Raw genomic sequence first — 13,563 nt, 5'->3', positions numbered from 1 at the left:
TTCAAATGCCTCCAATCCTGATGGTAGATCTGCGCGAGATCGTGGTTTGCGGCATCGCAAGGCTTGGTAACAGGTTCCAGATCGGCAGGTTGCTGGCATCGTACTGGATCGACACGACGAACTGATTTCCGTCGGCCGTGCTGTCCGTCGCCTGATAGGTCAGCTTGCCGGAATCGACGAACGGGTATCCACTGGCATTGTTTTTGACGAAACTCGCCACCAGCGCCTGGCGCTCGGTTTGATTCAATCCGGCAATTGCGGTGCGGGCGGCATCGGCGGCGATTTGCTGCAAGGAGTTGCTTGCACCAAAATAGATACCATATGCAACCATTCCGAGCAAAAGAAGGATAAAGATTGGGGAAAGCAGGGCGAACTCGACCGCGGAAGTTCCGGACTCTTCTCCAATTTTGCGTAGATTCGTCCGTACTTGGCGCAATATTTTACGCTTCAATGCGACAGTATTACTGTCTATCTTGTTCATTGCCCTTGCCCGTTGGAACCCAAGGTCGATGTGCCGATCCCATCGAAATTTGTAACCCTTGGTTGCCTAAGAACCAATTAATACATTCCGGTAAACTGAAATGATCGGCCAGATTATCTCCCAGATCGGCGTTGTGGCCAGGAAACCCAGTCAAACTCATGGTTTCGACCATTGATTGGCCGCCCGCAAAACGACTGCCCCGGCCCCCTTACTTTGGGTGACCCCGAGAGTCTGTTGAAATAAAAAATCTCCACGTTACTGTTTGGCCACCAGCTGCCGGAAAGGGAACCGGCTGCGCGCTCGAAGGAACCAACCAATCGGTTTCGGGGCGTCAACACTTAGAGACGTGGCCGAAGGGCGACGTCATTAGGGAGAACTCCATGCTGAAACATGTGCTGAAGGCGACGGTACTCGCCACGACCATGGTCTTGGCCGCCGGTACGTTCTACACGCCGGCTTTCGCCGAGACCGTCTACAACCGCGGAGCCGCCGCCGAAGCGGAGACGCTCGATCCGCACAAGACCTCGACGGTCTACGAAGCCGATATCATACGCGACCTGTTCCAGGGCCTCGTCATGCATGACCAGAAGACGAATCTCATTCCGGGCGCCGCCGAAAGCTGGACGGTGTCCGACGACGGCAAGGTCTACACCTTCAAGCTGCGCAAGGACGGCCTCTGGTCGGATGGCAGCCCGGTGACGGCGGACGACTTCGTCTATTCCTTCCGTCGGCTGGAAGATCCGGCCACCGCTGCCGAATACGCTTCCATGCTCTATCCCGTCAAGAATGCGGAGGAGGTCAATACCAAGAAGGGCAAGCCGGAGGATATGGGCGTCAAGGCGATTGACGCAAATACCCTCGAAGTCACGCTGAAGGCGCCAACGCCGTATTTCCTGGAGATGCTGACCCATCAGGCGACCTATCCTGTTAACAAGGCGTCGATCGAAAAGCTTGGCGCCGACTGGATCAAGGCAGGCAAGCTGGTCTCCAACGGGGCCTTTACAGCGGCGGAGTGGATTCCCAACGACCATCTGAAGCTGGTCAAGAATCCGAAATTCTGGGACGCCGCGAGCGTCAAGTTCGACGTCGTCAACTACATTCCGACCGAGGATCGCTCGTCGGCGATGAAGCGCTTCGAGGCGGGCGAACTCGACAGTTACGGCGACCTGCCGACCGAACAGCTCGCCGATCTCAAGACCAAATTCGGCGACCAGGTCCGTGTCGGGCCATATCTCGGCATCTACTATTATGCGATCAAGACCGATAAGGCGCCGTGGGACAATGTCGAGCTGCGCAACGCCATCTCGATGGCGATCGATCGCGACTTCCTGGCGGAGAAAGTCTGGCAGAATTCGATGCTGCCCGGCTATTCCATGGTGCCTCCCGGCATCGAGGGCTATACGCCGGCAATGGCCAAATACGCCGACATGCCGCAGATCGACCGCGAGGACGCTGCCAAGAAGATCCTCGAGAAACTCGGCTATACACCCGAGCATCCGCTGAAAATGCAGATCCGCTACAACACTTCGGAGAACCACAAGAACACGGCAGTCGCGATCCAGGAGCAGCTGAAGCCGCTTGGCGTCGAGATCACACTCCTCAATACCGACACCAAGACCCACTACTCCTTCCTCGAGCAGAAGGGTGACTATGACGTGGCGCGCGCCGCCTGGATTGCCGACTACAAGGATCCCGAAACCTTCCTCGGCATCTCCCGCAAAGCCAGCGGCAACAACTATTCGGTCTACAACAGCCCAAAATACGAGGCGGCGATGGACAAGGCGGCGGCCGCCGGCGGCAACCCTGCAGAACGCATGAAGGAACTCGCCGAGGCCGAGCGCATCCTCATCGATGACGTCGGCGAGATCCCGCTTCTCTACTACAGCTACCACGATATCGTTTCCTCGAAGTTGCATGGCTTCGACGACAATGTGATGGACATCCATCCGTCCCGCTTCATCAGCAAGGACTGATCCCTGGCCGGGCCACCGCGCATCGAATGCGCGGTGGCTTGCCGTCGCATCGGACCTCCGTGAATCGGATCGATTTCCGGAAAGCCGATGCGAAGATTTGAAGGCTAGAGCGCAATCGTCCAGCTGGACGCGCGTTGTTCTGGATCAAGCGGGGCACCGATGCTGCGTTACGTATTCCGGCGGCTTCTGACCGCCATTCCGACGCTGTTCGTCATCGTGACCATGGCGTTCTTCCTGATACGCGTCGCGCCGGGCGGCCCGTTCAACCAGGAGCGGGGCCTGAGCCCCGAGATCAGGGCCAATCTCGAAGCTCAGTTCGGCCTCAACGATCCGCTCTGGTTGCAGTACGTCCACTATCTCGGCAATCTTCTGCGCGGCAATTTCGGCCCCAGCTACAACATGCCGGATTTCACCGTCGGCGAGTTGTTCAAGGAGGGCCTGCCGATCTCAATCCAGCTCGGCGCTTCGGCGCTCATTCTGGCGCTGCTCCTCGGCAGCGTGCTCGGCAGTGTTGCCGCGCTCAACCAGAACAAGCTTGCCGACTATTCGGTGATCGCGCTGGCGACCGCCGGCAGCACCATTCCAACCTTCGTCATCGCCCCGGTAATCCAGCTTGCATTCGGATTGACCTGGAGGCTGCTGCCGATCGGCGGCTGGGGCGATGGAGCCCTCATCAATAAGGTCGGCCCGGTGCTGACGCTCGCCCTTCCGCAGATCGCCATCGTCGCCCGCCTGATGCGCGGCTCGATGATCGAATCGCTGCACTCGCATCACATCCGCACTGCACGCGCACTTGGTCTGTCGGACTGGTCGGTCGTCGTCAAGCATGCACTGCGCGGCGCCATCCTGCCGATCGTCTCCTTCACCGGTCCGGCAGCCGCAGCCCTTCTCACCGGCTCGGTCATCGTCGAGACCATCTTCTCTATCCCGGGCATCGGCCGCCATTTTGTCGTTGCTGCACTCAACCGCGACTACACACTGGTGATGGGGACGGTGGTGGTCATCGCGCTCTTCACCATTGTCTTCAACCTGATCGTCGACGTCCTCTATGGGGTCGTTGATCCGAGGGTGCGCTATGACTGATATCGCAGTTGCCGCACCGGTCGTCGGCCGGTCCCTGTGGGGTGACGCCTGGGCGCGCCTCAAGGCCAATCGCGCGGCCATGTTCAGCCTGTATTATCTTGCCTTCATCGCCGTCATCAGCGTGTTTGGGCCCTATCTCGTGCCGCACAAATACACCACCATCTATGCCGACTATGTCCGTACGCCGCCGAGCTTCTCCGCCTATCCGAAGGCCGACATGATCGAAGGCGCTCTCGATGAGGCGATCAGGCGAATGCGCGTCGACATCAAGGAGTGGCGGCAGGAGGACAGCCGTGTGTTCGTTACCGTCAAATCGTCCAAGCCGATCGATGACCGCAACATTCGCTACCTTGATCGTTCCGATACCTTTGATGACACAAAGATCGAGAGCAAATCGCCGGACGGTCTCGAAATGGTGATGAGTGCCTCGATCAAGCAGCAATATTTCCTGTTCGGCACCGACAATACCGGCCGCGATCTCCTGTCCCGAACGCTGATGGCCGGGCGCATATCGCTGGCCATCGGTCTGCTTGCCGGCATTGTGGCCGTGGTCATCGGCGTGCTCTACGGCGCCACCGCTGGCCTTGCCGGCGGCAGGGTCGATGAGGTGATGATGCGTGTCGTCGACGTGCTTTATTCTTTGCCGTTCATCTTCTTCGTCATCATGCTGGTGGTGTTCTTCGGCAGGAACTTCGTGCTGATGTTCCTGGCGGTCGGCGCGGTGCTGTGGCTCGACATGGCGCGCATCGTGCGCGGACAAGCGCTGTCGATCCGCCGGCAGGAATATGTCCAGGCGGCGGAGGCGATGGGCGTCGGCCAGCGCGGCATTCTGCTGCGCCATGTGATCCCCAATTTGCTCGGGCCAGTGGTGATCTACATGACGCTGCTCGTTCCGCAGGTCATCATCCTGGAGAGTTTTTTGTCGTTCCTCGGGCTCGGCGTCCAGGAGCCGATGACCAGCTGGGGCGTGCTGATCTCGGTTGGCGCCCAGAACATCGGCTCGGCCAACTGGCTGCTTCTGTTCCCGGCCTTCTTTCTCGTCTCCACGCTGTTCGCGCTGAATTTCGTCGGCGATGGGCTGCGCGACGCGCTCGACCCGAAGGATCGTTGAGATGGCCGCTTCCGAAACCATCCTCAGCGTCAAGGACCTTCGGGTGCGCTTCCGCACCCTCGACGGTGTGGTGGAGGCGGTGAAGGGCATCAATATCCACGTCAAATCAGGCGAGACCGTCGCCGTCGTCGGCGAATCCGGTTCCGGCAAGAGCCAGACGATGATGGCGGCGATGAGCCTGCTCGCCTCGAACGGCGAAGCCACCGGCACCGTCGATTATCGCGGCCGCAATCTTTTGACCTTGAGCAAGCCCGAGCTCAACAAGATCCGCGGCCGCAAGATCAGCATGATCTTCCAGGAGCCGATGACGTCGCTAGACCCGCTCTATTCGATCGGCAACCAGCTGATCGAGCCGATCCGCAAGCATCGCGGACTTGGCGCCGCCACGGCGCGCGAGGAGGCGCTCAAGCTGCTGCGGCTGGTCCATATTCCCGATCCGGAGCGGCGGATGAAATCCTATCCGCACGAGTTGTCGGGCGGTCAGCGCCAGCGCGTCATGATCGCCATGGCGTTGGCCAACGACCCCGACATACTGATCGCCGACGAGCCGACGACCGCGCTCGACGTCACCATCCAGGCGCAGATCCTCATGCTGCTCGCCGAATTGCAGCGCAAGCTCGGCATGGCGATCGTCTTCATCACTCACGATCTCGGCATCGTCCGGCGCTTTGCCGATCGGGTCTATGTGATGCGCTATGGCGAGGTGGTCGAGGAGGGCGAGGCGGAAGCGATCTTCGCCAACCCGCAGCACGGCTACACCAAGATGCTGCTTGCCGCCGAACCGACCGGCACCAAGGCGCCGCCGCCTCCGAATGCCCCTGTCCTGCTTGAAGGCAGGAACGTCGAGGTGACCTTCAAGATCGGCGGCGGATTTCTTGGCGGCGAGCCGCTGCTGCTGCGCGCCGTCGATCGCATTTCGATACGGCTGAAGCGCAACCAGACGATCGGCATCGTCGGCGAATCCGGCTCGGGAAAATCGACGCTCGGCCGCGCCTTGCTGCGGCTCCTGCCCAGCGACGGTATCATCCGGCTTGGTGACCGCGACATTTCCCACGCCGACCGCCAGGCGATGCGGCCGCTGCGGCGCGAATTGCAGCTGGTTTTCCAGGATCCGTTCGGCTCGCTGTCGCCACGCATGACCGTCGGCCAGATCATCACCGAGGGGCTCCTGGTCCATGAGCCCAATCTGTCGGGCAGGCAGCGCGATCTCCGCGCGGTCGATGCCTTGCTCGAAGTCGGGCTCGACCCGAACACGCGCAACCGCTATCCGCATGAATTCTCCGGCGGTCAGCGGCAGCGCATCGCCATTGCGCGCGCCATGATACTCAAGCCTAAAGTGGTGGTGCTGGACGAGCCGACCTCGGCGCTGGACCGCTCCGTGCAGAAGCAGATCGTCGAATTGCTGCGCAAGCTGCAGGCCGATCACGAACTGTCCTATCTGTTCATCAGCCACGATCTCGCCGTCGTGCGCGCCATGGCCGACTACATCATCGTCATGAAGCAGGGCAAGATCGTCGAGGAGGGACCGGCCGAGGCGATCTTCAGCAATCCGCAGGCAACCTATACGCAGACACTGATGGCCGCGGCCATCGACGTGACGCGATTTCGCCTGAGCGCATAGCGCGATTGGTCAGAACTGCGGCGGATGGTGGTTGTTTCGGGAACAAAAACAGCTAAGCCGCTGTTTTTTCTGGTCGGAGTGGCAGGATTTGAACCTGCGACCCCATCGTCCCGAACGATGTGCGCTACCAGGCTGCGCTACACTCCGTGACCAGACCGCGGGCTTATAGCCGCCGCGTTTGGTTACTGCAAGCGCCAATGGCAGCGCTTCTGTCGCATTTCTTTCGCTTTCGCCGCCACGTCATACAGGTTTCAGTTTCCTGTCGCACAAACACGGCTTAAAGGGCTTCTGGGTAACCGTCCACTTGCCTCGAAGCACCTGATTCAGCCGCCTGGAGTTTGCAGCCTTGTCGATGAAGATCGTTAGCGATGTCAGACCAAACACTTTTGAGTTTGAAAACTCGGCGCTGATCAAGCCGTCCGGGTTTCGCGAATATGATGCGCGCTGGTGGTTCGGCCATCCCGGCTCGAACGAAACGCCGGAACTCAATCTGATCGGCGTCCAGGCGCTCGGCATGGGGCTCGGCACGCTGATCCGTCGCCTGGGTGCCGGACCCGACATCGTCACCGGTCACGATTTCCGCTCCTATTCGCTTGCCATAAAGCTGGCCCTGGTTTCCGGGCTGATGGCGGCCGGCGCACGGGTCAAGGATGTCGGGCTTGCGCTGTCGCCGATGGCTTATTTCGCCCAGTTCGCGCTCGACACGCCCTCCGTCGCCATGGTCACTGCCTCGCACAACGAGAATGGCTGGACCGGCGTCAAGATGGGCGCGGCGCGCCCGCTGACTTTTGGTCCGGAGGAGATGAGCGCGTTGAAGGCAATCGTGCTCTCAGGCGATTTCGATCTTGTCGGTGGCGGCTCCTATGACTTCGTTGCGGACTTCCGCAAAACCTACCTTGACGATCTGACAGCAGGAAAGGGTATCTCCAGGAAGCTCAAGGTGGTGGCCGCCTGCGGCAACGGCACCGCCGGGGCTTTCGCTCCCGAGGCACTGGAAAGGATCGGCTGCGAGGTGATCCCGCTCGACGTCGTGCTCGATCATACTTTTCCCAATTACAATCCCAACCCCGAAGACATGCAGATGCTGCACGCCATTCGCGACAAGGTGCTGGAAACGGGCGCCGATGTCGGGCTTGGCTTCGACGGCGACGGCGATCGCTGCGGCGTGGTGGACAATGAAGGCAACGAGATTTTCGCCGACAAGGTCGGCGTCATGCTGGCGCGCGACATTTCGCACCTCTATCCCGGCTCGACTTTCGTCGTCGACGTCAAGTCGACCGGATTGTTCATGACTGACAAGGTGTTGCGGGAAAATGGCGCGGTCACCGACTATTGGAAAACCGGTCACTCCTATATCAAGCGGCGCGTCGCCGAACTCGGCGCCGCCGCCGGTTTCGAAAAATCGGGCCATTTCTTCTTCAATCCGCCGATCGGCCGCGGCTATGACGATGGCCTGGTCACGGCCATCGCCATATGCCAGATGCTGGATCGCAGCCCGCAAAGCAGCATGGCCGACCTCTATCGCGATCTGCCGCTGACCTTCGGCACGCCGACCATGTCGCCACACTGCGCCGACGAGCTCAAATACGGCGTCGTCGAGCGCGTCGTAGGCGACTTTCGCAAGATGAAGGACGAGGGCACGGTCTTCGCCGGCCAGAAGATCGCCGAACTGATCACCGTCAACGGCGTCAGGGTCGTGGCGGAGGATGGTACCTGGGGGTTGGTGCGCGCATCATCGAACAAGCCGGAGCTTGTGGTGGTGGTGGAGAGCCCGGTATCGTCCGAGCGGCGCCGGCAGATGTTCGAAGCCGTCGATGCGGTGCTGCGCCGCAGCCCCGAAGTCGGCGCCTACAATCAGACCTTTTGAGCACGAGGCTTGTTTTCATGACCGAACGGATCGTCAGTTTTGTGATGAGCGGCGGCGTCGGCTCGCGGCTGTGGCCGTTGTCGCGCGAGGACAATCCCAAGCAGTTCCATGATTTCTCGGGCGACGGCTCAATGCTGGCCAAGACGCTGCGGCGGCTGACCGCGCGGCCGGAAGGCGAAACGCCGGTTTTCCTGATTGCCTCGGAAAGGCATGCCGACCGCGTTCATGCCGACATTGCCGGTCACGAGCTTTCCGGCGGCGGCCCGCTGTTCGAGCCGACCGGACGCAACACCGCCGCGGCCGTCGCCTTGGCAAGCCTGCGCACGCTGTCGGAATTCGGCGACAGCCTGGTGCTGGTGGTGCCGTCCGATCATGAGATCGCGACGCCACAGCAATTCTGGCGGAGCATCGAGGCCGGCACGGCGGCCGCGCGCCAAGGCAGGCTGGTGGTGTTCGGCATCAAGCCCGCCCAACCCGAGACCGGTTACGGCTACATCGAGGTGGCCGGCGAGCGCGATGGCATCTGCGATGTCTCGCGTTTCGTCGAAAAACCCGATCTCGCCACGGCGCAGAGCTATCTCGAGGCCGGCAATTTCTACTGGAACACCGGCATCTTCCTGTTTCGCGCCAGTGCCATGCGCGACGCGTTCATGGCCTTCCAGCCCGACATCTGGAGCGCCACAGAGGCTGCCTACCAGGCTGCGACATCGGATCTTTCCGGCCTCTACATGCCTCTGGAGCTCTATGCCGCCATCCCATCGACATCGATCGACTATGCGATCATGGAGCGCGCCAGCGGCATCGCCATGGTGCCGGCCGGCTTTCGCTGGAATGATCTCGGCTCCTGGCAATCGCTGCTCGACGTCGGCCCCTCCGACACGCAGGGCAATGTCATTGTCGGCGATGTCGTCGCCATCGATTGCGAGAACTCCTATATCCGTAGTGACGGCCGCCTGCTGTCGGCCATAGGCCTGAAGGACGTCGCCATCGTGTCGACCGCCGACGCCACTTTCGTTGCCCCGGTCAGCCACAGCCAGAACGTCAAGAAGATCGTCGAGCAGCTCGAAAAGAGCGGCCGCCTTGAGACCAGGTTCACGCCCGCCGACGACCGCGTCATCGAAAGCGGCGCCTGGCAGCGCCGCGTGCACCATTGGCTGTTCGAGGAGACGGTGCCGTTGTGGTCGACGGTCGGCGTCGATGAGCGCCACGGCGGGTTCCACGAGGCGCTCGGCTTCGATGCCGCCCCGCTGATGAAACCCAAGCGCATGCGCACGCAGGCCAGGCAGATCTACGCCTTCGCCGTTGCCAAGGCGCGCGGCTGGAACGGCCCTGCCGATCGGCTGATCAGCCACGGCCTCGAATTCATGGCCAGGCACGGACGTACCGACAATGGCGGCTGGGTACGCACGCTCAACGTCGACGGCACCGTCGCCGACGCCGCCGAGGATGCCTATGACCATTCCTGCGTGCTCCTGGCGCTGGCGCATGCCCATATGTGCGGCAATCCCGATGCGTTGCGGCTTGGCCAGGAGACCTTTGCGTTCATCGACGCGCATCTCGAGGACGAACGCCTGACCGGCTTCCGCGAGACCTCGAGCGGTGAGGGCGAGCGCCGCTCCAACCCGCACATGCATCTGCTCGAGGCATTCCTGGCCTGGCATCAGGCGACCGGCGAGCGCGCCTATCTTCGTCGCGCCGCGCGCATCGTCGATCTATTTCGCAGCCATTTCTTCGACCCGGAAAGCTGGACGCTGGGTGAGTATTTCGACCATGAATGGCGGCCGGCCCCTGGCGGGAAGGGCACGTGGACCGAACCCGGCCATCATTTCGAATGGGCCTCGCTGCTGGTCGACTTCGCCGGGCGCAGCGGCCAGAGCGGCTTGACCGGCCTTGCCCGGAAGCTTTACGCGTCGGCGATTGCCAATGGCCTGAACCGCGCCACGGGCCTCGCCTACGGCGCCGTCTCGCGGCAAGGACTGCCGCTCGACCGCGTCTCGCGCAGCTGGCCGCAGGCCGAAGCGATCAAGGCGGCGATCGCGCTGGACGGTTCGGGCGGTCCCGACCTGAAGCCGGAAATCGAGGCGCGTGTCGGCCGGCTGTTCCGCTGGCACATCAATCCGGCACCGCTCGGCCTGTGGATCGACCGCATCGACGAGCGTGGCCGCTCCTTGGCGAGCGAGGTGCCGGCCAGCATCTTCTATCATCTCGTATGCGCGCTGACGCAGTATCTGGACGGCACGGCGCCCAAGGATCAGTACGGGCTGGCGACATCACCCGTCTCGACGTAGACCGACTTCAGCTGCGAATAAAGCGCCAGTGCCGCGAGCGAATTCTCGCGGCCGATGCCGGACTGCTTGAAGCCGCCGAAGGGGATTTCGACCGGCGTCAGATTGTAGGCGTTGATCCAGCAGATGCCGGCCTGCAGTTCGGCGATGACACGATGGGCGCGCGCCAGGTCGCGCGTGAACACGCCAGCGGCGAGGCCGAATTCGGTATCGTTGGCGCGATCGATCACCTCGTCCTCGCTGTCGAATTTCAGCACGCTCATGACCGGCCCGAAAATCTCCTCGCGGGCGATGCGCATCGTGTCGACGACACCGGTGAACACCGTCGGCTCGACGAAGAAGCCGCCCTGAAAACCCTGCAGCGAAGGCACGTTGCCGCCGCAGGCGAGCACCGCGCCATCCTGCTTGCCGGCCTCGATGTAAGAGACCACCTTGTCGTGCTGCGCCTTCGAGACCAGCGGCCCCATCTGCGTGTCCGGATCGAGCGGATCGCCGATGCGGATTTTCTTCGTCCGTTCGGTCAGCCTCTCGACGAAACGGTCATGGATGCTACTCTGCACGAAGACCCGCGTGCCGTTGGAGCAGATCTGGCCGGTCGAATAGAAATTGCCGAGCATCGCGCCGCCGATGGCGTTTTCGAGGTTGGCGTCTTCGAAGACGATCAGCGGCGACTTGCCGCCGAGCTCCATCGTCGCGTGCTTCATCTTCGAGCCGGCGAGCGACAGCACTTTGCGGCCGGTTGGCACCGAGCCGGTCACCGAGACCTTGGCGACGACATCGTGGCCGACAAGGCCGGCGCCGACATCGCCAAAACCCTGCACGACGTTGAACAGGCCGTCGGGCAGCCCGGCCTCGGTGTAGATTTCGGCGAGCGCCAGCGCTGAAAGCGGCGTGTTCTCCGACGGCTTGAACACCATCGCATTGCCCATGGCGAGCGCCGGAGCGGATTTCCAGCCGGCGATCTGGATCGGGTAGTTCCAGGCGCCGATGCCGACGCACACGCCGAGCGCCTCGCGCCTGGTATAGGCAAAGGGTCCGCCGAGATCGACGGCCTCGCCATTAAAGGCGGTGACGGCACCGCCGAAATATTCGAGGCAGTCGGCCGCCGACGGGGCGTCCGCAACCAGCGTCTCCTGGATCGGCTTACCGGTATCCAGCGTCTCGATGCGCGCCAGATCGGCATTGCGCGCGCGCAAAATGTCGGCGGCACGGCGCAGGATGCGGCCGCGCTCGACCGGCTTCAGCCGAGCCCAGGCCGGCTGTGCCGCACGCGCGGCCTCGATCGCGAGTTCCAGCACGTTCGGCGTCGCCGAGCGCAGCATGGCGACGGTCTCGCCGGTTGCCGGATAGATAACCGGCAGCGCTGCGCCGCGCTCGTCGTCGATATAGCGGCCGTTGACATAATGCGATGCCGTTGGCTGGGCGCGCATGACTGTTCTCCAAATCGTGTTGTCGCGGCATGCGGAATATGCGTCCGCCGGATCATGGCCTATCTGTCCGACACCTGCCAGCGCGGATTGATCCATGGTTCCTGGTTGGACGGTGGCAGCGGCGTACGCCCGAGAATGTGGTCGGCGGCCTTCTCGCCGGTCATGATCGACGGCGCGTTGAGATTGCCGTTGGTGACGCGTGGAAAGATCGAGGAATCGGCGACCCGAAGCCCTTCGACGCCAATGACGCGGCATTCCGGATCGACGACGCTCATCGCATCATCGGCACGGCCCAACTTGCAGGTGCCGCAAGGGTGGTAGGCGCTTTCGGCGTGGTCGCGAATGAAGGCGTCGAGCTCTTCATCCGATTGTACATGCGAGCCCGGCGACAGTTCCTTGCCTCGGTACGGATCGAAGGCCGCTTGCCCGAAGATCTCGCGGGTCAGTCGGATGCAGTGGCGGAACTCCGTCCAGTCGTCCGGATGCGACATGTAGTTGAAGCGGATCACCGGGTTCGATTTGGGATCGGGCGAGCGCAGCGTGACCGAACCGCGCGACTTCGACCGCATCGGCCCGACATGCGCCTGGAAACCATGCGCCTTGGCCGCCGCCTTGCCGTCATAGCGGACCGCGGCCGGGATGAAGTGATACTGGATATCGGGATAGTCGACGCCGGCGCGCGAGCGTACGAAGGCGGCCGCCTCGAAATGATTGGTGGCACCGAGGCCGGATTTGAAGAACAGCCATTGTGCCCCGATCAGCGCCTTCGAGAACGGGTTCAAGACGGAGTTCAGCGTGATCGGCTTTGTCGATTCCTGCTGGATGTAAAGTTCCATATGGTCCTGCAGATTGCGGCCGACTCCGGGCCGGTCGGCGATCACCAGGATGCCGTTCTCCCTAAGGTGCTGGCCGGGGCCGATGCCGGACAGCATCAGGATCTTGGGCGAGTTGATCGAGGACGCGGCAACGATCACCTCGCGCCGCGCTCTGACCACCTGAATCCGTTTGCGCACTTCGATCTCGACGCCGGTGGCGCGTTGATTCTCGATGATTACCCGCCGGGCGAAACCCTTGACCAGGCTGACATTTTTCCGCCTCAGCGCCGGCCTCAGATAGGCGCTCGCGGCCGACCAGCGACGGCCGCCGCGGATGGTCTGCTCCATCGGCCCAAAGCCTTCCTGCTTCGCGCCATTATAGTCGTCGGTCAGCTCGAAACCGGCCTGACGGCCTGCCTCGACGAAGGCGCCGTAGAGTGGGTTCGTCCTCGAGCCGCGCTGCACAGTCAGCGGGCCGCCATGGCCGCGCCAGCCATTCTCGCCGCCATTGCTGTCCTCCATGCGCTTGAAGTACGGGAGCACATCGGCAAAGCCCCAGCCGGTCGCGCCCTGTTCGGCCCAATGGTCGAAGTCGCGGGCATGGCCGCGCACATAGACCATGCCGTTGATCGACGACGAGCCGCCGATGACCTTGCCGCGCGGCGTCGCTAGTACGCGGCCGCCGAGATGCGGCTCCGGCTCGCTGGCAAAGCCCCAGTCATAGAGGCTCATATTGAGCGGGATCGACAGCGCCGACGGCATCTGGATGAGCGGCCCGATATCGCTGCCGCCATATTCGATGACGATCACCGAATGCTTGCCGTCCTCCGACAGCCGGTAGGCCATGGCCGAACCGGCCGAGCCGGAGCCGATGATGACGAAATCCGCTTCAAGCAT

At 62.3% G+C, this 13,563-nt stretch carries 9 protein-coding genes and 1 tRNA gene; 6 read left to right on the top strand and 4 right to left on the bottom strand.

Features of this window, described 5'->3' with window-relative positions; translation table 11 throughout:
• Position 1: 1 nt before the first annotated feature.
• Positions 2–481: a TadE family protein gene (locus tag NKI17_RS09780; RefSeq protein WP_352618589.1), complete on the bottom strand. Its 480-nt coding sequence runs from the start codon at positions 479–481 to the stop codon at positions 2–4.
• A gap of 380 nt (positions 482–861) precedes the next feature.
• On the opposite strand from NKI17_RS09780, the gene NKI17_RS09775 reads away from it, so the two are divergent.
• The 4 genes from NKI17_RS09775 to NKI17_RS09760 all read left to right on the top strand — a co-directional run bounded on the left by NKI17_RS09775 (position 862) and on the right by NKI17_RS09760 (position 6,269).
• Positions 862–2,454 carry a peptide ABC transporter substrate-binding protein gene (locus NKI17_RS09775; protein ID WP_352569899.1) on the top strand — a complete coding sequence of 531 codons (1,593 nt, stop codon included), beginning with the start codon at positions 862–864 and terminating at the stop codon, positions 2,452–2,454.
• 159 nt (positions 2,455–2,613) lie between these two features.
• Entirely contained in the window at positions 2,614–3,537 is a 924-nt protein-coding gene (locus NKI17_RS09770; RefSeq protein ID WP_023679313.1) for an ABC transporter permease subunit, read from the top strand.
• Positions 3,530–4,648 (top strand): ABC transporter permease, encoded by a 1,119-nt coding sequence (locus NKI17_RS09765; RefSeq protein ID WP_352636394.1) that lies wholly within the window; start codon positions 3,530–3,532, stop codon positions 4,646–4,648. The genes NKI17_RS09770 and NKI17_RS09765 overlap by 8 nt, the downstream gene beginning before the upstream one ends.
• Before the next feature lies 1 nt (position 4,649).
• Positions 4,650–6,269 carry an ABC transporter ATP-binding protein gene (locus NKI17_RS09760; RefSeq protein WP_352636395.1) on the top strand — a complete coding sequence of 540 codons (1,620 nt, stop codon included), beginning with the start codon at positions 4,650–4,652 and terminating at the stop codon, positions 6,267–6,269.
• Between the two features lie 70 nt (positions 6,270–6,339).
• Here the strand turns inward: NKI17_RS09760 and NKI17_RS09755 are convergent.
• A tRNA-Pro gene (locus NKI17_RS09755) sits at positions 6,340–6,416 on the bottom strand.
• 205 nt (positions 6,417–6,621) lie between these two features.
• On the opposite strand from NKI17_RS09755, the gene NKI17_RS09750 reads away from it, so the two are divergent.
• Both NKI17_RS09750 and NKI17_RS09745 read left to right on the top strand, forming a co-directional pair.
• On the top strand, positions 6,622–8,136 hold the full coding sequence (locus NKI17_RS09750) for a phosphomannomutase/phosphoglucomutase (RefSeq protein WP_502894464.1): 1,515 nt from the start codon (positions 6,622–6,624) through the stop codon (positions 8,134–8,136).
• 17 nt (positions 8,137–8,153) lie between these two features.
• Positions 8,154–10,424 (top strand): AGE family epimerase/isomerase, encoded by a 2,271-nt coding sequence (locus NKI17_RS09745; protein ID WP_023679318.1) that lies wholly within the window; start codon positions 8,154–8,156, stop codon positions 10,422–10,424.
• On the opposite strand, the gene betB is transcribed toward NKI17_RS09745, so the two are convergent.
• The gene (betB, locus tag NKI17_RS09740) at positions 10,388–11,851 is read right to left on the bottom strand and encodes a betaine-aldehyde dehydrogenase (protein WP_352624578.1); all 1,464 of its coding nucleotides are present in this window, start codon (positions 11,849–11,851) and stop codon (positions 10,388–10,390) included. The two genes, NKI17_RS09745 and betB, sit on opposite strands and share 37 nt — an antisense overlap.
• 59 nt (positions 11,852–11,910) lie before the next feature.
• On the bottom strand, positions 11,911–13,563 hold the full coding sequence (betA, locus tag NKI17_RS09735) for a choline dehydrogenase (RefSeq protein ID WP_352905768.1): 1,653 nt from the start codon (positions 13,561–13,563) through the stop codon (positions 11,911–11,913).

The organism is Mesorhizobium sp. M0816, assembly GCF_040320005.1.
Classification (GTDB): Bacteria; Pseudomonadota; Alphaproteobacteria; order Rhizobiales; family Rhizobiaceae; genus Mesorhizobium.
This window is presented reverse-complemented; position numbering and strand designations above follow the sequence as displayed.